Origin of the sequence: Lactiplantibacillus herbarum (assembly GCF_001039045.1) — a bacterium.
GTDB classification, from domain to species: Bacteria; Bacillota; Bacilli; order Lactobacillales; family Lactobacillaceae; genus Lactiplantibacillus; species Lactiplantibacillus herbarum.
Genome location: NZ_LFEE01000012.1, coordinates 61288 through 81498, shown reverse-complemented (window position 1 = coordinate 81498; position 20211 = coordinate 61288). Strand labels below are relative to the sequence as shown.

Annotated in this window: 18 protein-coding genes; 4 read left to right on the top strand and 14 right to left on the bottom strand. The window is 44.5% G+C overall.

Going from position 1 to position 20211, the window contains the following annotated elements:
* Positions 1–423 precede the first annotated feature (423 nt).
* Entirely contained in the window at positions 424–1395 is a 972-nt protein-coding gene (locus tag ACG95_RS03800; RefSeq protein ID WP_047999226.1) for an AEC family transporter, read from the bottom strand.
* A 72-nt stretch (positions 1396–1467) separates the two neighbouring features.
* On the bottom strand, positions 1468–3096 hold the full coding sequence (locus ACG95_RS03795) for a malolactic enzyme (RefSeq protein ID WP_047999225.1): 1629 nt from the start codon (positions 3094–3096) through the stop codon (positions 1468–1470).
* A gap of 176 nt (positions 3097–3272) precedes the next feature.
* Between ACG95_RS03795 and ACG95_RS03790 the strand changes: the two genes are divergently transcribed.
* A complete protein-coding gene (locus ACG95_RS03790; RefSeq protein ID WP_047999224.1) occupies positions 3273–4163 on the top strand; it encodes a LysR family transcriptional regulator in 891 nt (296 codons plus the stop codon).
* Between the two features lie 434 nt (positions 4164–4597).
* Positions 4598–6139 (top strand): glycosyltransferase family protein, encoded by a 1542-nt coding sequence (locus tag ACG95_RS03785; RefSeq protein WP_047999223.1) that lies wholly within the window; start codon positions 4598–4600, stop codon positions 6137–6139.
* Between the two features lie 83 nt (positions 6140–6222).
* Here the strand turns inward: ACG95_RS03785 and ACG95_RS03780 are convergent, their stop codons facing one another.
* The 6 genes from ACG95_RS03780 to citC form a co-directional block, all read right to left on the bottom strand.
* A complete protein-coding gene (locus ACG95_RS03780; protein WP_047999222.1) occupies positions 6223–7614 on the bottom strand; it encodes a flavocytochrome c in 1392 nt (463 codons plus the stop codon).
* A gap of 56 nt (positions 7615–7670) precedes the next feature.
* The gene (locus ACG95_RS03775; protein WP_047999221.1) at positions 7671–9053 is read right to left on the bottom strand and encodes a class II fumarate hydratase; all 1383 of its coding nucleotides are present in this window, start codon (positions 9051–9053) and stop codon (positions 7671–7673) included.
* A 549-nt stretch (positions 9054–9602) separates the two neighbouring features.
* Positions 9603–11141: a citrate lyase subunit alpha gene (gene citF / locus ACG95_RS03770; protein WP_047999220.1), complete on the bottom strand. Its 1539-nt coding sequence runs from the start codon at positions 11139–11141 to the stop codon at positions 9603–9605.
* The gene (citE, locus tag ACG95_RS03765) at positions 11131–12045 is read right to left on the bottom strand and encodes a citrate (pro-3S)-lyase subunit beta (protein ID WP_047999219.1); all 915 of its coding nucleotides are present in this window, start codon (positions 12043–12045) and stop codon (positions 11131–11133) included. The genes citF and citE overlap by 11 nt, the downstream gene beginning before the upstream one ends.
* Positions 12045–12335, bottom strand: a complete 291-nt coding sequence (gene citD, locus ACG95_RS03760; protein ID WP_047999218.1) for a citrate lyase acyl carrier protein — start codon at positions 12333–12335, stop codon at positions 12045–12047. Before citD ends, citE begins: the two co-directional genes overlap by 1 nt.
* On the bottom strand, positions 12325–13380 hold the full coding sequence (gene citC / locus ACG95_RS03755; RefSeq protein WP_047999217.1) for a [citrate (pro-3S)-lyase] ligase: 1056 nt from the start codon (positions 13378–13380) through the stop codon (positions 12325–12327). The genes citD and citC overlap by 11 nt, the downstream gene beginning before the upstream one ends.
* A 241-nt stretch (positions 13381–13621) precedes the next feature.
* On the opposite strand from citC, the gene ACG95_RS03750 reads away from it, so the two are divergent.
* On the top strand, positions 13622–14569 hold the full coding sequence (locus tag ACG95_RS03750; RefSeq protein WP_047999216.1) for a sugar-binding transcriptional regulator: 948 nt from the start codon (positions 13622–13624) through the stop codon (positions 14567–14569).
* 153 nt (positions 14570–14722) lie between these two features.
* Positions 14723–15034, top strand: a complete 312-nt coding sequence (locus ACG95_RS03745; RefSeq protein ID WP_047999215.1) for a hypothetical protein — start codon at positions 14723–14725, stop codon at positions 15032–15034.
* A 237-nt stretch (positions 15035–15271) separates the two neighbouring features.
* Here the strand turns inward: ACG95_RS03745 and ACG95_RS03740 are convergent, their stop codons facing one another.
* The 6 genes from ACG95_RS03740 to truA all read right to left on the bottom strand — a co-directional run bounded on the left by ACG95_RS03740 (position 15272) and on the right by truA (position 20165).
* The gene (locus tag ACG95_RS03740; protein ID WP_047999214.1) at positions 15272–16213 is read right to left on the bottom strand and encodes a metal ABC transporter substrate-binding protein; all 942 of its coding nucleotides are present in this window, start codon (positions 16211–16213) and stop codon (positions 15272–15274) included.
* Complete coding sequence (locus ACG95_RS03735) at positions 16210–17082, bottom strand: metal ABC transporter permease (protein ID WP_047999312.1); 873 nt, start codon at positions 17080–17082, stop codon at positions 16210–16212. The genes ACG95_RS03740 and ACG95_RS03735 overlap by 4 nt, the downstream gene beginning before the upstream one ends.
* Positions 17083–17085: 3 nt before the next feature.
* Positions 17086–17820 (bottom strand): metal ABC transporter ATP-binding protein, encoded by a 735-nt coding sequence (locus tag ACG95_RS03730; RefSeq protein WP_047999213.1) that lies wholly within the window; start codon positions 17818–17820, stop codon positions 17086–17088.
* A gap of 591 nt (positions 17821–18411) precedes the next feature.
* On the bottom strand, positions 18412–18804 hold the full coding sequence (rpsI, locus tag ACG95_RS03725) for a 30S ribosomal protein S9 (RefSeq protein ID WP_047999212.1): 393 nt from the start codon (positions 18802–18804) through the stop codon (positions 18412–18414).
* A gap of 13 nt (positions 18805–18817) precedes the next feature.
* Complete coding sequence (gene rplM, locus ACG95_RS03720; RefSeq protein ID WP_047999211.1) at positions 18818–19261, bottom strand: 50S ribosomal protein L13; 444 nt, start codon at positions 19259–19261, stop codon at positions 18818–18820.
* 115 nt (positions 19262–19376) lie between these two features.
* The gene (gene truA / locus ACG95_RS03715; RefSeq protein WP_047999210.1) at positions 19377–20165 is read right to left on the bottom strand and encodes a tRNA pseudouridine(38-40) synthase TruA; all 789 of its coding nucleotides are present in this window, start codon (positions 20163–20165) and stop codon (positions 19377–19379) included.
* Positions 20166–20211: the final 46 nt, after the last annotated feature.

Sequence of the window (20211 nt, the reverse complement as noted above, 5' to 3'; positions counted from 1 at the left end):
GCCATGGGCACGATTTTGAGCTCACTAGCAAAAGACCGCTTGCAATCTCAAAACTCGGCCTGACACTAACCTGAGCAAAACCAATCAGACTAGAAATCTGGGTGCACACATACACATGTCTGTTATTAAATACTATCCAGCCGTGAGGGGCGTCCTGACAATGTTCAGTGGTGAAATTATCCTTGGCTGAGTGGTCTTCTCGGCTAGGATAAGGCCAAGCTTAAAGATTGCAGCGGGGTTTTGCTGAGCTTTAAGTTGTGCCCACCATGTTCCAACATTGTCAGGATGCCCCGGTAGGCGAAAATAGGAAGCGAATATTACTAGACTTCGTGTGTATTTTTGTCAATCGGCAGGCTAACACAGTTTACAAAAAAACAGCGATTCGACCTCTCTCATAGTCGAATCGCTGTTTATAATTAAAGCTTAGATATATTGAATCAAAGTCATTAAGATTGGAACGACGACAATGAACAACACGGTACTAGTCGTAACGACGTTCGTAGCGTATTCAACATCACCATGCGCTTCATTAGCCAAGATTGGTAAGACAGCTAACATTGGTGTTGCAGATTGTACGATCAACGTTTGGGAAGCTAACGTTGGGAAGCTTGCACCTAAGTTACCAGCTACCATCAAGACTAAGATCATCACAACTGGTGAAAGGATGAAGCGACCGATTAAGGCAACGATCGTATCGCGATCGAAACGGATGCTCTTCAAACCTGCATCAGCTAACACGATCCCAATATAGATCAATGATAACGGTGTTACTAAGTTACCGACATAAGTCAACGTTGAACTAATAAACGTTACTTTCATAACCGGAATGTTCAGTAACAAGAAGACCAAGGCAACTAAGAAACCAACCAATGGCATTGGAATAACCTTTTTCCAGTCGATCTTGTTGTGCGTCTTTTCCTTAGGCTTAGTTGGATCATCATTAGAGATCAAGAAGACCCCGAATGCCCAAGTTGAAACGGTGTTCACGATATAGTAAACCAAGAAGAAGGTCATACTCTTATCGCCGAATAACGCAATATTCAAAGGTAAACCAATGAAAATCGTGTTGGCGTTAACCATCGCGTTGATAAAGATCCCTTTACGGCCTGGCTTGATACGCATGACCTTTACCAAAGTAAAAGCAATCAAGTAACCAATGATTACGGCTAGAAAGGCGTAAGCTAGATAGCCCGCAAATGAAGCTAACTGCCCCCGTGACAACCGACCTAATACTGAAACGAAGATCGATGCTGGCAAGGCGATATTCTTGATAAACTTAGAAATCGTCCCGGCAAACTTGTCGTCAAACCAACCTTTTTTCCGTAAGATGTAACCTAATATCATAATCAAAACGACAACGAGGACGCTTTGAATCGAATTCCATAAAACTGCCATGTCCACTATACCTTCTTACAATTCTCTTATTTTTTGCCGCCACATAATGCTCGTGACCAAGCTTAATTGTTGCTAGTATTCTGGTACCCACTTCATGTCAGCGACCGCTTTTTTAGCGTCGGTGATTGGTTCTTTGTTGAGCTTCTGATCGAGAACACTCTGTGCAACGATTTCAGCTAACGTTTGTGAGAATTCTGTTAATTTTGAAACTGGAGGCAATACTGCGGCCCCTGGCTTCGATGTATCAACGATGCCACCTAATGCATGGCACGCTGCTGATAAAGTTTCACTGTTCAAGACTTTAGCAGTTGAAGCAATTAAACCAAATCCAAGACCAGGGTACATCAAGGCGTTGTTCCCTTGACCAATTTGGTAAGTGACACCCTTGTATTCAACGTCGTCAGCTGGAATCCCAGTGGCGATCAAGGCTTTACCGTCAGTCCATTTGATCAAATCTTCGGCCTTAGCTTCTGCTAACTTGGTTGGGTTAGAAAGTGGGAAGATGATTGGACGTTCCGTGTGAGCAGCCATTTCTTTGATGATACTTTCCGTAAAGGTCCCTGGTTGGGTGGACGTTCCGATCATCACAGTTGGGTGGATTGCTTTAACAACGGCTTCTAAGTTAGTTAATTCGTCGGCGTTGCTGAATTCACTACGTTGACGGGTGAAGGCTTTTTGAGCTGGGGTTAAGTCTTCAGTATCGTCAAAGAGTAAGCCTTGCTTGTCGACTGCGTAGAAGTGCTTCTTAGCTTCTTCTTCAGTCAAACCAGCTTGCATCAATTCATCCATGATTTGGTTGGCGATACCCATTCCGGCAGTACCAGCACCGAATGACAAGATTTTTTGATCCTTGATGCTTTCCTTTGAGATGTTTAGGGCACCTAAGATACCAGCTAAAACAACCATCCCAGTTCCTTGGATATCATCGTTAAAGGTCATGAATTGATCTTTGTACTTGTCCAAGATAACTTGGGCGTTTGAACGACCGAAGTCTTCCCAATGTAATAATGATTCTGGGAATAATTCACGTTCAGCGTTAACAAACTTGTCGATAACGTCGTAGTACTTGTCACCGTAAACACGTTCGTGACGGTTACCTAAGTACATTGGGTCATCCAATAACTTTTGGTTGTTGGTCCCAGCATCAATACTTACAGGTAAGACTTGTGAAGGATCAATCCCAGCAGCTGCAGTATAAACCATTAACTTACCAACTGCGATATCAACACCGTTGACACCCCAGTCACCCATACCAAGGATTCCTTCAGCATCAGTTACAACAACTAAGCGAATGTCCCGGCCATCAGCAGCGTTCTTTAACGTTGCTTCAACGTCTTCAGGTGCGTCAACTGAAATAAAGGCTGCGTTTTGAGGGTCTAAGAAAATTTCATTATATTGTTCGATTGAGTCAGCCACAACTGGATCATAGACAACGGGCATGAATTCAACGACGTGCTTGTCCATCAAGTTGAAGAACAACGTCCGGTTTTCATTGAATAAGTTCATCAAGAAGATCCGTTGTTCCAAACGACTAGGCTTGCTCTGGAATTGAGCGTAAGCCTGAGTGGCTTGTTCGTCGATCGTTTGAACGTTACTTGGTAAGGTTCCAGTCAAGCCGAGTGCTTGGCGCTCTTCCTTAGTAAATGCAGTACCTTTGTTTAAGAATGGGTTATTTAAAATTTCACTTGCAGTTTTTGTCATACTGACTGCCTCCTAAGATTTAGTTCGTTGCTAATAAACTACTTTGATAAGAACTTGCTTCCTATCAACTTACATTTAATACTATAAATCCCCTGAATTGTTATAGTCAAACTTGCTAGACGTTATCATTTTATTTTATAATGTACATATAAACGTTGATTTGAAAGGAATAAACCATGAACACAAAGGACTTAGCCTATTTTCAGCAATTAATTATTCAAAAAAACTTTTCAAAAGTTGCTACTATTTTTAACGTGCGTCAGCCAACCATTACCACTGCCATTCAACGACTCGAAGCTGAGTTTGGTGCGCCACTGGTCATCCGTGACCGCATTCATAATACGTTACACGTCACTGATAGCGGTGCGCAGCTAGCTGAACACGCTAAGATCGTCCTTCACGAATTAGACTTAGCCCACCAAGAAATTAGCAATTTGACTCAAAAGCGCTTAATTCTAGGCTTACCACCAATTATCGAAAATCACTATTTTCCTAAGATTGGGGCGGCGTTAGCTCAAAATGGCTTACTTGCTAATCTTCAAACTATTGAAGGTGGCTCGATTTGGTTGCGTGATGCCGTCCGCGACGGTCGTGTCGACATGGCTTTGTTGGGATCAATCGAGCCCCTCGCCTACCAGACACTGGTTGCTGAAGAGTTTGATCGCCAACCATTCTGCATTTACGTCTCGAAGAACCATCCCCTAGCAGATCGCAAGCGCATCTATTTCAGCGAATTACGGAATGAGGATTTTGTCTTCTTTAATAGTAACTTTGTGCATAATACGGCCTTAAATAAACTCACCCGTCGCAACCACTTCCGTCCAAACGTCGTTTTTCGCTCCAACGACACCCACGTCTTAATGAAGCTGATCGGCGAAAATGTCGGGGTCGGCTTCTTCACTAAAGTCGTTGACCATTATCGGGGGGACGTCAAACGGCTGGAACTATTGGATAACGAGCCACCTGAATTCATTACCAGCATCGTTTACCGGACTACCCACATCTTGACACCCGTACAATCACAACTGTTGGAGATTCTGCGAACTAATTTGGAAACACCGATTTGACTCATTTACAAGAAGGCGCGTGCGACAAAATCGGTCAGTCACTAGGCATCTCCTATGTCAAATGCTTAGAACTTTCATGGTTAATCGAAGACAACTGACTTTTTACTCACGTTTCAACTATCAATATTCGAAATATAAAAGGATTATGACAGATGTCATAATCCTTTTATATTTCAGTATCACCATTTTGTTCAATTAACAAAAGCCCACTTTTTTCTGTAACATACAAAAATAATCAAATCCATAAAGTCACTGTATGTCAAAGTAAATTCACTATTTTAAATCAAAATTAATTCAGGTACTATAATAACAAGTAGGTTTGCATTTATTTTCTGCCATCACTAAGCGCAATCCAACTTATGGTACGGCATAGTATTCATCTATGATAACTAGCATTACTTATCTAATATACTTAGAATATGGGGAAAATACGCATGAAGACAGCACTCATACGCCGATTTTCATTAACACACGGCTGGATCAAAACTATTTTGAGCAGTACTTTTTTTATTTGGATTTTACTTACACTATTAGGTGCAATGAACGATTCCAATTTTTATCCATGGGGACTGACAAGCGCGGTTCTAAAACTAGGTGTCATCCTACTGATAATCCTGCTACTCATTAAAAGATTACATATCGCAAGTTGGTTCTATCAACATAAACGTATCCTACTAACTTTATTTATCTGCCTAGGAGTCTACTGGCAGATACAGATGGTCCTGTCATTATCTGCCTCTATCGGTTGGGATGTTGGAACTATCGTAGACTCATTATCTAACTCAAAACTAGCTAACGCCTACTTATCACGTAATCCTAACAATACGTTTCTATTCTTTTTCCAGCATACCATTCTGAATGTACTTCATCTCAAACCAACTTGGATCACCGTTAACTTTATCAGTTTAGTCTGCCTAGATCTCTCACTAGTTTTAAACGCAGTCACTGCTAGATTATTCAATAAACATGCTTTATTAGTAATATTAGTGTTTCAATTAATTCTAATGATATTTTTCATTCAAATTATCGTCCCTTACTCTGATGTGATGGTTTTGCCATTTGTTTCATTATTTTTATTAGGCTTCGTATTAAGTTTCCACACTAAACACATTTATCTAGGGACACTACTCTTTACATTCGGAACATTAGGAGCCTACTTAATGAAGCCTTCCGCAGTTATTCCTGCAATTATTATTTTTAGTTACACTGTCATAAAATTTATCGGTACGTTTAACGTTAGACAGCTTACTAAGCAAACCATCAAGACACCACTAATCATCATTTGTTTGTTCCTAACAATTTTTGTCGGCGGCGACCTAGTCTTCAATCATTTTGAATACCACAATACCACTGTCACAATCACAAAGGGCCAAGGTCAACCCGCCAATCACTTTATCGCCATGGGCATCACTGGGCAAGGCATGTGGAGCGCTGAACAATTCACTGCAACTAACAATATGGCGACTAAACAACAGCGCGCGAACTATTCCAACAGAATTATCCTTAGTCAGTTAAAACAATATGGCGTTTTTGGATTCGGACAATTCTTACTTAATAAAAATTATAATAATACCTCTGATGGTACATTTGGCTGGTTTCGTGGAGATGGTCCCTATATTACTAAACCCGCTGTAAACAAGCTACAACAAATTTATTACAGCACCGGTCGCCACTATCATGATTATCAATTCAGCTACCAAACATTATGGAGTTTTAGCCTACTGTTACTGCTACTCGGTACTTTCCACATCAGTGAATTCACACAACTCCTAAGACTCAGTATTTTGGGTGGGCTCGCCTTCCTACTAATATTTGAAGGTGGTCGAAGTCGCTACCTGATTCAATTTTTGCCCTTAATTTTAATTCTCAACGCGCTGACCTTCCACTCTACTGTAAATCTCATTCGAACTAGCTTACAGCTGCTACAATCGCACATCCCAGCTTTTGCTCACTTACTTAAACCACAAGCAGATTGACTCACAATACGCTATAAAAATACGCCTACACAAAGATCAATTAAATCTAACCTTGTGCGGGCGTACTTATTTTGAATAATATTTTATACTTGCAAGTACTTAAACATCTGTTGGCCCGCCTGACGACCAAAGATAATCGTCTCAGCAATCGAGTTACCACCGATACGATTATTACCATGGAGGCCACCGACCACTTCGCCGGCCGCAAATAAACCGTTGATTGGTTGTTCTTGCTGATTCAGCACTTGGGTTGCCGTATTAATGGCAACCCCACCCATCGTATAATGAACGGCTGGCGCAATGTGAATCGAGTAGAATGGACCGGTTGTGACGGCTCGATCCATCCCAGTCGTCCGTTCAAATTGATCATCCTGCTGTTGTGCAACGGCCTGATTCCAAGTTGCCACGGTCGCAGTTAAGTTAGCAGCATCTAACCCCGTTAATTCGGCCAGTTCAGCCACACTGTTCCCCGTCTTAACGAGCCCAATGTAGTCGTAGAATTCCACAGCCTTGACCCGATCACGAATCCCGCGATCAAAGATCAGGTAAGCACCTGTTCCACCTAATTGATCAATCGCTGCCGTCACATTTTTACGCGTATCCAATTCATTGACGAACCGCTGACCATTTTGATCAACCAGAATGGCCCCCTCGCCCCGGACAGCTTCACCAATCAAATAAGTGTGATCCGTATCCTGCTGGACGGTCGGATGAACCTGAACTTGATCCATATCGACAGCTTTAGCACCAATAGCTTCAGCTAACAGAATCCCGTCACCAGTAGCGCCCGGTTGATTGGTTGTTTGATAACCCGCAAGATCATCGCGATACTTGCTCAACAGCGCTGGATTGGCCCCAAAACCACCGGTGGCCAGTAAAACTGCTCCGGCCTTGATTGTCACCTTACCATTCGCCGTTGTTGCTTTAACACTCGTGATTTGGTTATCAGTCATCACTAACTCATCAACTTTAACACCCGTAAACAATGGTATTTCAGCAGCGGCCACCTGTTTCAGCAGTTCAGTTACTAAGAAGCCACCAATTGGCGCCATTGAACTAGGACGATGGGTCCTCATCACGGACATACCCCCGGTAATCGTCAGGTCGTCTAATTGAATATGATGTTCTGCTAGCCAATCAATCGCTAAGGCACTGTGTTCCGTGAAAAATTTCAGGAGTTCTTGGTTATTCAAACCGCCGCCACCCTTTAAAGTTTCATCGTAAAAGTCCCCGTAACTATCGACAATGTGATGTTTTAGCTGCACGGTGGTTTCAGCCGCGTTCATCCCGGATGAAGCCCGGTTCGTGTTACCACCAATCTTGTCCATTTTTTCAAGAATGACTGGTGATAATCCAAGTTCGTGAGCCTGCACCGCAGCTGTTAAGCCAGCGCCACCAGATCCAATAATAACAACATCATATTGACTCCGTAATTGACCGAGCTCAGTCGGTATAAACTGAAATTTTTCTGCCATCGAGTTACTCCTCTTTCCATTGTTTACTTCATTGAACCACGCTTATCTGAAATACACTAATCATCGATATTGGTCATATCAAGCGGTACCATCCATTCATCAAACTGTTCAGCCGTGACCTTGCCAGATTGAATAGCGGCTTCACGTAAAGTCGTCCCCGTTTTTTCAGCATTCTGTGCAATCATCGCGCTGTCGTGATAACCAATGTGTGGCGATAACGCCGTAACCGTCATTAATGACCGATCGACCAATTCTGACATCCGTTCTTCATTGACAGTTAAACCCGCAATCATTCGATCCGTAAAGCCCATGAGCGTTCCCGTTAATAAGTCTGTTGACTCTAAGAACGCACTGATAATAACTGGCTTGTAGACGTTCATTTCAAAATTACCTTGGCTAGCTGCAAGATCGATTACGACATCATTGCCCATAACTCGAACCGCTGCCATCGTAATTGCTTCAGCCTGGGTCGGGTTAACTTTCCCCGGCATAATTGAAGAACCCGGTTCGTTCGCTGGAATATTCAGTTCACCGTATCCGGCCCGCGGACCACTAGCTAACAGGCGGACATCGTTAGCGATTTTCATGCAGTCAGCCGCTAACGTCTTGATAGCACCGTGCACCACGTTTAACCCTGAATGGGCAGCTAAACCGTAGAACTTGTTGGAATCAGCGGTAAAATCAATCCCGTAACACGTACTCATCGACTCAGCAATACTAGCAGCAAAGTTAGGAGCGGCATTCAAACCAGTACCGACAGCCGTACCGCCCATGGCTAATTCACCTAAAGTTGGCTTCAACTGTGCTAAGTAACCGAGATCGTGTTCGATCATGCTGGCCCAGCCACTGACTTCTTGTCCAAATGTCAACGGGGTTGCATCTTGTAAATGCGTCCGACCGATTTTAACCACTCGCCAATACTTCTTCTGTTTTAATTTCAATTCATCTAATAAGTGTTGGGCGGCAGTCATTAATTGTGTCACCGCCACGGCCGCTGTGATGTTCATAGCCGTTGGGAAAATATCATTAGAACTTTGACCGTGGTTCACATCGTCGTTGGGCAAAATCTCAAGCGCTGGATTCAGCTTGCCCGCCATGTGCGCAACCACTTCATTAACGTTCATATTCGTTTGCGTTCCCGACCCTGTTTGATAAACCACCAACGGGAAATCTTTACGCAAGTCTTCATCACTCAATGTTAACAACTTATCCACAGCCGCAACAATCAACTCAGCTTTAGCCACCGAAATAGCCTTAACGTGCCCGTTAGCAACCGCGGCCGCCTTCTTAATCTGTAATAATGCACGGATCATCGCTAAAGGCATTTTTTCCCCGGTTGAAAAGTTATGCCGACTTCGTTCAGTTTGGGCGCCCCAAAGCGCATCAGCTGGAATCTTAACGTCGCCTAAAGTATCTGATTCTACTCGATATTCCGCCATGTTAAAAACCTCCAAGATTAGTGTTATCCGTCATATGATCGCTACCTAAGACTGGAACATTCAATTCATATTCCTAGTTTAAACGCCCCACCAGTCGATAGTCAACTCACGTTCTTTCATAACTAACACCATTAAGTATGACAATTTTCGGTAAGCAGTTAAAGGTCAAAATTTCTAAACTAGCTCAACTCATTGGTCACTGATCTCTTAGTATTTGGTTCCCCTCTTAAGTTAGAAACTATGCTCCATAAAACATCAGTCTAGCCGGAGGTAGTCAGTACTAGCGGTGCTGTGAAGGTGGCGTTATTCCGGTGATTTTCCGGAATTACACCACGGACGTACTTGATCATTGGCGGTTTTTGTCAAGGATCAAGACGAGGGGAAAGACCGCTTCTCAGGCTTTCCCCGGTCCCACAGCTAAGCTAGTACTGACCACCGGAGGCGAAAGTTAAGACTAGCTTTAGTTTTCAACCTTTATTAAACAATCAAAAAAGAACCGAATGCCACCATCAGCACTCGGTTCTTCCAAATTAAATTTGCACATGCTAGTTAATCTTTAACTTCTTTAATAGTATCAATAATCGTGCCGTCACGGTATTCAATCATCGCAACCGTCCGATCCGTAAATTCAAGCGGTTTAGGCGTACCCACCTTTTTCTCCGCTAATTGTTGTAATTGGTCGATCGTGTAGACTGGAACACCGGGAACATGACTCAAAGCTTCAATTAAGTCCTGACGTTGTGGATTAATGGCAATCCCGTATTCGGTAACGACCACATCGATTGAGTCACCTGGCGTCACAACCGTCGTTACAGCAGGGACAATTGTTGCCAAACGACCACGAACTAGTGGTGCAGAAATAATAGTTAATTTGGCCGTTGCGGCGTCCTGGTGTCCACCGATGGCCCCACGAATCACACCGTCAGAGCCAGACATCACGTTAACGTTATAGTCCGTATCGATCTCCAAGGCGCTAAGAATGGCAACATCCAACTGATCGACCATTGCACCCTTGTTGTCAGGATCGGCATACCACGACGCGTCAATTTCCTGCTGATTAGGATTACTCTGCATGGATTCGGCTGCACCACGGTCGAAATCTTGGACGTCCATAATCTTATCCACAAGCCCTTCAGCTAATAGGTCAGTCGTTGGTTTAGTAATTCCCCCCAGCGCAAAGGACGCTTTGATCTGATTGTCGAGCATGGCTTGACGTAAATAACGCGTAACAGCTAAAGCCGCGCCACCGGAACCAGTTTGAAATGAAAAACCATTCTTGAAATATGGCGAATTAACGATCACATCATTAACGGTCTGAGCAATCTTTAACTCCTTGGGGTCCTTTGTAAAACGTGTGGCACCGGAACCGATCTTATCCGGATCACCGACCTGATCAATCTTAACGACGTAATCGACCTGCGTCTGTTTGATTGAAGCCGGTGTATTAGGATAAGTTGCCAAGTTGTCCGTCAGTAATACGACCTGATCCGCATACTGGGCATCCATCAATGCATAGCCCAATGAACCAAAGACGGCTTTACCCGCCATCCCGTTAGCATTGCCTAATTTGTCAGCGTTAGGAACACCCAGAAAGGCGACGTCGATTTTAATATCACCGTGTTCAATGGCCCGCGCCCGGTTGCCGTGTGAACGGAAGATCACTGGATTCTTCAAACCACCGTGTGAAACGAAGTCACCTAGTGAACCACGCATCCCGGAACTCGTAATGTTGGTCACCGTCCCGGCCTTGATAGCCTCGACCACCATGTCATTCATAATGCCCGTAAGTGAGGAAGGTGCTAACGTTAAATCCTGAATTCCTTCATCAATAATTGCTCGCATAACTTGATTGAAGACGAAGTCACCATTGCGAAAATGGTGATGAAACGAGATGGTCATCCCGTCTTTGACCGTCGCCTTAACCACATCTACGATTGAGTCGACAACTTTATCTTCTCCGGTCGTAACGTGTACTTTAGGCGCCACCCGTTGAATATCTGGGTGACCAATATCAGTAGATTCAAAACCCTTATAATTAAGTGCTGCCATCAATTCAGCTGGTAGCTCGCGTTTGACATTATTTTTCAAGGTAGTTGCCCTCCTCATCGAGTAAGTTCGACACTTCCGCTAACTGCATCACCCGCTGTGCCCGTAGTACAACTGGGCGATCAACCATTTGACCATTCATCGAAATAACACCGGAACCCTTGATACGGGCTTCTTCAATCGCCGCAATCACTTTTTGCGCCTTGACGACTTCATCCTTGGTTGGCTCGTAAACTGAATTGACCATTGCAATCTGCCGAGGGTTAACCAATGATTTACCATCAAAGCCGAGTTGATGAATGTGACGCGTTTCCCGGTAAAAGCCGTCTGGATCGGCCATGTTGGTGAAGACCGTATCAAAAGCTGCTACCCCGGCTGCTCGAGCCGCGTGGAGGACCATATTACGTGCAAATTCAAGTTCCGCACCATCTGGGTAACGGTGAGTTTTCATATCCGTAGTGTAGTCTTCCGCTGAGAGCGCGACCCCAATCATCCGATCAGAAGCGGCCGCAATGGCAGGCGCGTTTAAGACACCCTTAGCACTTTCGATGGCGGCCATTACGTGCGTTGTCCCTACTGGAATCCCGAATTCAGTTTCCGCAGCGGCAACGTCTTCTTCCAACGTTTGGATCATGTCTGCCGATTCAACCTTGGGCAACCGAATCACGTCGATACCGGCTTTGACCATCGCCTTAACGTCATCGTGATAGTATTCCGTATCCAAACCGTTGACCCGAACCACTAATTCCGCCTGACCATAATCCTGCGTCTGAAGGGCCTCGTAGACTAGAATTCGGGCAGCATCTTTTTCTGCCATTGAGACCGCGTCTTCGAGGTCAAACATAATCGAGTCAGCGCCATAGATACCCGCATCCTTCACCATCGCCGGATTATTACCCGGTACAAACATCATTGTTCGCCGTAAACGTGCTTCATTTTCAGCCATTATAATACCTCCCATGCAGGGGTCGTTTGTGCGAGTGCCCGTTGTGCGGCCGCAATGGTCCGTGCCTTGATCACACAGTCCAAAGCCCCCTTATCAACAGCACGTACCTTCACGTTATCGATATTTAGTTGTTGTAGCGTGGTCGTGATGACCTGTTTGATCTGATTGCCAAATTGCTTGATCACGTCAGATTCTAGGTCAATCTGAATCCCGTCCTGACCAGCCATTAGCATAATTTGAATATCGGAAGATTCTAACGTCCCCGCAATTGCAGTTGTCTTAATTTCCATTGATCTTCATTCCTTTCTGAATCCGTGCTTGTAGTTGTGGTAATCGTTGTTTGATTAATTGTGCGGTCGGTAGTGGTACTAACTGATCAAGCGTTGTTAGATTCCCCGTCTTGATCAGTTGCCGTACGTCACGAGCCGAAATTGGTTTAGCCGCCACCTGCTTACGTTCAATGATTTTAACCGCAATAGTTGGCGCTAATTCTCGCTGTAACACGTCATTATAAATGGCCGTCGTTCGTGACGTTGGCTCACTACCCAAATAGCGCGTCGTGATATTTAGGGCTGGCGCTAAGTGATTCTTGAAGATGCGCGCATCCAGCGTCGTCTGTGCTTCAATCGCGCTGGCAGGTGAATCTAGGAAGTAGGCCGGGAACGTCGCGTAACTGACCGCGTAGTCGCCACCGCTAATTACGATAACGTTGTTCAGGTCTGCCGTCCCCGCTTTGACCAGTTGCACACGCTCCACAGTCGTGAAGAGTGACGCATCCGTCTGTACGACCAGAACGTACACCACGTCATTGGCATGTGCGGCTTGCTCAACTAAGTACCGGTGTCCATTCGTAAACGGGTTAGCGTTCATCACGATGGCCGCCACCCGTTGTTCAGCTTGCTGAGTAGTCCTCGGGATTTGCTGAATAAAATCAGTAATATCGGGAGTCCCATTCTCAAGTAGTGCTGCCTGATCGGAATGTGCCAGTTCTTTAAAACCAACGTGTTGAAAACTGGCCGAGTATTGTGCCTTCGTGAAAACCAGCATGTGAAAGATCCGTTGTTGAAACAGCCGGTCAATTAAAGCGCTTGCAATTTGATTGAATCGAACACCCGGTTCACTCGCCTGATTACACACCCCAATGTACTTGAGGATATTACCGGCAGCCGAACCCGTCCCAACTAATTCACCGTCTTCATACAACCCCAGTGTGAAGTCGATCTGATCAACTTCACGATGACTGAAATTATGAATCCCTAGTCTGGTTAGTAACTGCTGCCACTCAGCCCGTTCAGCCGGTCGCTGTAAATCAAGTTCAACAATGGTTGAAGACACGTGCCCACCTCCTAGCTTTATGCTGAAATTAAGTTTTCAGTCACTTAATAACTTCTAAATATTTGCTGATTGAACCTTTTTAACAAACCTAATTATGATCAAAAAGTCTTCTTTACTAACTACTTATAGTTTACGCTGGCTTTTTAACTTTATCAAATTCATACTGTTTTTTTAATGTTTTTTAAAATTGACTTTCTGCTATAATAAGACCTATCAGAAGTAGCACAAAGGAGTCATACTTATGAATGATATGAAGCATCGCCGGTTATTAATTGATATCGCACGCGACTACTATTTGTCTAAAATTACGATTGCACAGATTTCAGACAAATATAACGTCAGCCGGTATTTGATTTCAAAGTATTTGGATGAAGCGTTGGCAAATGGCTTGGTTAAAATTAATATCAATACGCCAGTTGAACGTAACTTAGTGTTAGAGGCTAAGTTTAAGGCCGCCTTCCATCTTGACCACATCTATATCATTAAGGACACTGATACGACTAGTGATGACGAACACCATATCATTGAATTCGCCGCCGAAACGATTCAACAGCGTATTCTCCAAAGTCGTGTCGTGGGAGTTACTTGGGGCAGCACCGTTTTAAGCGTGATCGACAGCTTTCAGGCTACGCCACACGACGACTTATTATTCACCCAGTTTATGGGTGATAACCTTAAAACAAACGCTGCTCACGGTTCCGCACCCCTAGTTCAAAAAGCGGCTGCTAAATTCGGTGCCCAGTACATGACCCTACCAGCACCACTCTACCTATTCAACGATCAAACTCATCAGCTACTTGCTCAGGAAGCTGCCATGGCGCCAGCATTTGCACAGTTTGATCAGATGGACACCCTCTTCACTGGGATTGGCACCCTCGCTTCACTCGATTCGATTCCCGTCTGGAAAATGAATCAATCCGCTATTTTAGGCACCGCAACGGCGGATCAAGTAGCAGGACTTCTATATGGACGTCCCTATGATCTCAACGGCCGGATGCTGAACACTGAGCATGACAAACTATTCGGTGCCAGACTAGCAACGATCATGCAGGTCCCAGTACGGTTCGCCGTCGTTAAGAATAAGTTCAAAAGTCAGGCCTTACTCGGTGCCTTGCGTGGCCAATTACTGACCGATGTGATTACCGATGAAGCTGTCGCTAACCGAGTCTTGCAGGAAAATCAGGCGTGATTACTGGTGCCCGTCATAAATATGTTAGTAGCTGTTCATAGCAAAAATTATGCCACTCATTTTTTTACTGTCTGGCTTAAACTCCAGTCCCCGCCCCGCACTCTGAACTGTGTTATAGTTTAATTAACCACTTCTATCAAGGAGGATTTTAACTTGGATAACGAAACTTTAGAAGCCTATTTAGCAGATAATTCACAAGTGATTGCAATCTTCATGGACAAAGCTGTCACCTTCTTAAATCAACAGAATGAACAGCGTCCACCCGCTCGTCAATTCAACGAGGCTGAGGTCAACCGTCAAGCTGAAAAAATGCTGGCTGACGTCATTGAAAATATTCACTCAAAAATCGTCCCCCACACCCGGGAACAAACCGTCGCTGCGTGGGAACAGTTCCTAAGTGAAAATGACGTTCTCGATGACTTGGAGTTGTCGATGACTGAATTGTCGTTTGAACAAGAAGACTAGAGTGAGGCATAAGGCGGTTAGCTTGCGAGCATTACCGTGAGATCAGTGTTTATTCCGTTTTTTGGAATAAGCACTGATCTCGGGGTAAGCGGAACAAGTTGCCTTATGACGCACGTTTCAACTATCAAAATAACCCATGCTCACAAAAAAAGAACCGCCACAGAATTCCAAAAATTCTGTGGCGGTTCTTTTGAGTTAATTTATTAATTATAATACGTTAATTCAAACCAGCGTGCCTTACGATTCATCTAAGCCTTGGTAGATCTTATCTAGATTCCACTTCATCATCGAATAGTAAGTGTCCCCAGGTTGCCCTTTCACCGCCAGCGAGTCGGTAAAGATCGTACTAGCAATCGGGATACCCGTTTCCTGCGACAATTTATTCATCGACTTTGGTGATACCGATGATTCAACGAAGAGATGGCGAACCTTGGTTGCTTCGATCGCTTTAATCGTCTGGCGCATCTGCTCAGGCGTTCCTTGAGATTCCGTGTTAACTTCCCAGATATACGCCGTTGGCAGGTGATAAGCGGCTGCAAAGTACTTAAACGCCCCTTCCGAAGTGACCAACAGTCGCCGGTCTGCTGGAATCTGCTGAAACTTGGTCTGGGCTGTTTGATGCAGCTTCGTTAACTTAGCGATATAGCGATCCGTATTTTGCTGATAATCCTTAGCATGCTTAGGATCTTTAGCCTGCAAGGTTTGATTAATATTCTTGACGTACTGAATCCCGTTAGCCAGATCTAGCCACGCGTGGGGATCAGGTTCATTCTTATTAGTGGTTAGATACCGAACCTTGATTCCCTTACTCACGGCAAACGCATCCTGATTAAAATCCTTTTTGGATGCCGTAATCAGCTTCTTGAACCAGCCATTACCCCCAGTCTCGAGGTTCAAGCCGTTGTAAAAGATGACATCCGCTTCAGCAGTGGCCGAAATATCAGTTGGCCGTGGTTCGTATTCGTGAGGATCGGTGCCACGTTTGACAATACTGTAATGCTGCACGTACTTGCCACCGACATTTTTGACCATATCATCTACGATTGAATTCGTACTAACCACTCGTAAACGATCACTAGTCGTTACCACGCGCTCTTTCCGCTGCCGCTGGTGCAGGAAGAGGCTCATCCCACTGATCATCAACACAACGCCAATAACGGCGATTAGCTTCCGTTTCATGCGGACACCCGTCGTGTACGACCAATGCCCTTCCACAAACCAGGTAATAACGCTTGTTTAGGTGAGATGACGAATGAGATTCCAAATAATCCCGCTGCTACTAAAACGATCGCTGGACCCGACGCCCAGTTGAGCGTATAACTCAGGTACAGGCCAATAACGGACACCACTGCACCAATCACCGCAGCTAGTATCAACATCACACCTAAGCGGTTAGTCCAAAGAAAGGCTGTGGCTGCCGGCGTAATCAGCATGGCGACTACCAAGATGATTCCAACTGTTTGTAACGCCGATACAGTCACTAGTGTTAGCACCAGCATCAATGCGTAATGCAGTAACTGCACCTTTAGCCCATACGTTTTAGCAAAGGTCGGATCAAACGAAGTAATCAAGAGTTCCTTGTAGAAGAAGACGACGAACAGAATGACGATTCCTAAGACAATCGTGGTCGTCAGCATATCCGTATCACTGACGGCTAAGATGTTACCAAACAGAATGTGGTGTAAGTTAGTCGCACTTTCGGCTAATGAAATCAGGATAAAACCCAGCGCATAGAATGCGCTAAAGACGATTCCGATTGACGTATCCGTTTTAAGTTTACTGCGACTCGCAACCAAGCCAATCAGTCCTGCCGCTAAAATCCCAAAGATTGACGCACCAATCAAGACATTGATGCCTAACATATAGGCGATAGCAACTCCGGGCAAGACGGCGTGCGAGATCGCATCCCCCATCATCGACATTCCCCGTAAAATAATGAAACTACCAATAATACCAGACATGACACCGACCATAATGGCAGTAATCAGGGCACTCTGCAGGAAATCATACTTCCCTAATGCGCTGATAAACGTTGTAATTGACTGCAACATTTAGTTCCCCTCCTTCGCAAATAACACCTGTGAAAGATCGGCACTAAACGTCCGTTCAATATTTGCTGGCGTATAAACTTCTGCAACGGGACCAGCTGCAACGATTCCATGATTCAATATAACTAGTTCATCGAAGTAATGGGTCACTTTATTCAGGTCATGATGAACCACAATGACGGTCTTACCTTCATCACGCCACTGGTGCAAGATACGCATAATAACGGTCTCGCTCTGTAAATCAATCCCCACAAAGGGTTCATCCATAATAATAATGCTGGCGTTTTGTACAATGGCACGTGCCACGAAGACGCGCTGCAATTGCCCACCCGAGAGTTGGCTGATCTGTCGTTGTGCAAATTCTGCTAGACCAAGCTGGTCAAGGGCATCTTGGCATCGCTGCCGGTCAGCCTTGCTAGGCTCTCTAAATAGTCCCAGGCGGCCGTAAGTTCCCGTTAAAACAACGTCAAAAACATTGATTGGAAACGTTAAATCAATATCTTTGCGTTGCTCCACGTAAGCAATCTGCTTGCGGACCTGTTTCAGCGTTTGACCGTCAAAGTCGACGTTCCCCGTCCGTGCCTTAATTAGACCAAGGATTGCTTTGATCATAGTTGATTTTCCTGCACCATTGGGCCCAATGATTCCAGTAATTTTGCCGGCGTTAAAGTTAACGGCAACATCAGTAAAGACTGGTGTGTCACTGTATGCCACGGTGAGGTTGTGTACTTTTAACATCAAGTATTCCTCCGTTCATCGCGGTAGTCGGTTAGTTAGTTCTTAATCATCATAACTGATAATTAAGCTAAATACAAATAATTGTTAGGCACAGTTAACTTTTTAGTTTTAAACTGTTAACGTTATGACAATTTACACTTATAATCTGCTCGTACTTGATACTAAAGATTGAACGCTTTAAATCGGATTCTCTCTTATCAGACTAAGGTTAACCATAATCATCACGCCATAATCCAATCTAGCCGTGAGGGTGCCTCTGACTGCGCCCAGTGGTGAAATTATGCTTAGTGAGCGTTGTGTGCTCGCTTAGCATAAGGCTCGTATTTGAGATTACGCGGGTTGGGCGTGAGCTCAAATCGATGCCCACCACGTTCCGGCAGCGGTCAGAGGCACCCGGAAGGCGGGTAAGACCACAGATGTAGCAGTACTACGATAGCACCATCTAATTTAGTAACAATGCGTTAGCTTAATTATCACGAACAATTTATGTGTTTTTTTATGGTTTTTATCCAATAAAAAAAGCGTTCATCCGAAGATGAGCGCTTTTTCTCTGACCAGAAAATGTTGTTATTACAACGTTTTTGGAAAATATTAACGTTTTGAGAATTGTGAAGCTTTCCGGGCTTTCTTCAAACCTGGCTTCTTACGTTCCTTCATACGAGCATCACGAGTCAATAGACCCGCGCGCTTCAATGGAGTACGGAAATCTGGGTCAACTTCGAGCAATGCCCGAGCGATCCCATGACGAGTTGCGCCGGCTTGACCATGGAAGCCACCACCATTAACGTTTACTAAAACATCGTATTGATCTGATGTTTCAGTAACTTCGAATGGTTGTAACAATTCCTTGCGAATATCTGCAAATGGAATGTAATCTTCAACAGATTTATCATTCATAACAATTTTACCAGTACCTGGTACTAAACGTACGCGGGCAACTGAATCTTTACGACGGCCTGTGCCGCGATATTGTACTTGAGCCAATGTAGTTTCCTCCCTAGATTAAATTAGTGATGTCCAAAACTTCAGGTTTTTGTGCTTGTTGCGTATGTTCTGCACCAGCATAAACATGCAACTTCAAGCCCATTTTGTGACCCAAAGAATTGTGAGGAAGCATACCCTTAACTGAAGTTTCAATCAATTTAGTAGGTTCCTTTGCCAAGAAGTCACCGGCAGTTCGTTCCTTTAAACCACCAGCATAAGCAGTATGATGATAGTAAATCTTCGTTTCTGCTTTGTTCCCAGTTAAAGCGACCTTGCTTGCATTAATAACGATCACGTTATCACCAGTATCCACGTTAGGGGTAAAGGTAGGTTTGTTCTTACCACGCAAGATTGATGCTACGACAGTTGAAAGGCGACCCATTGGGATACCTGTTGCATCAACTACATACCATTTACGATCAATTTCACCTGGTTTAGCCATATATGTTGTACGCACGTTGTGTTCCTCCATTTTCTGTGTTTGCTTGACACTCAATAAGATTTCCGGGGCTTATCGTGGGGCAAACAATACCAACGATTATTTTACCTAACTTAGCCATAGAAGTCAATGGTCAATGCTTATTTAAATCAGCTTGTAACTCATGTTCATTATAATACACTTTTTTCATATATAGTCCAGCGGCAGGAGCAGTTCCCCGCGCCTGTTCGCGATCTTTGGTTGCTAGCAATGCTGGAATACAGTCGACGGAACGCCGCCCCTGACCGATTTCCATCAAGACCGCAACCATGATCCGTACCTGATTATATAAGAATCCACTACCGCAGAATTCAAACTGGATCTCTCGCTCATCCGGCAGTGACCATGCTTTGGCCGAATAGATTTCACGAACATGATCATGGGCCTGTGACCCGGATGCGACAAACGTTGAAAAATCATGCTTGCCTTCAAGATCCCCAATCGCTTGTTGAATACGGTCAATGTCGGCCGTAAATTTAAAGTGGCCAGTCCTATTACGTTTGAATGGATCAACAAATTCATCCTGGTAAGCACGATACCAGTACCTTTTACCGACCGTGTCATAACGGGCGTGAAAATCATCAGAAACGATTTCGACACTCTGAACTAACGTATCAGTTGGCAATAAACTATTCAATCCCCGCCGAACACCACGTTCATTGATCTCATAAGGGAGATCAAAGTGAATCGTCTGACCAAAAGCGTGGACACCGGCATCCGTTCTGCCCGCACCATAGATCACAATTGGTTCAACTGGATCCTTGGCCATTTTATTAACGGCTTTCGTGAAGACTTGTTCGACGGTCCGTTGATTCGGCTGGCGCTGAAAGCCCGCAAAATTGGTCCCATCGTATGCTAAAACTACTTTATACCGAGTGGTCACGTTATTCCTCCATAATTGAAAAACGTGGGTTCACCAGTCTGGTGGT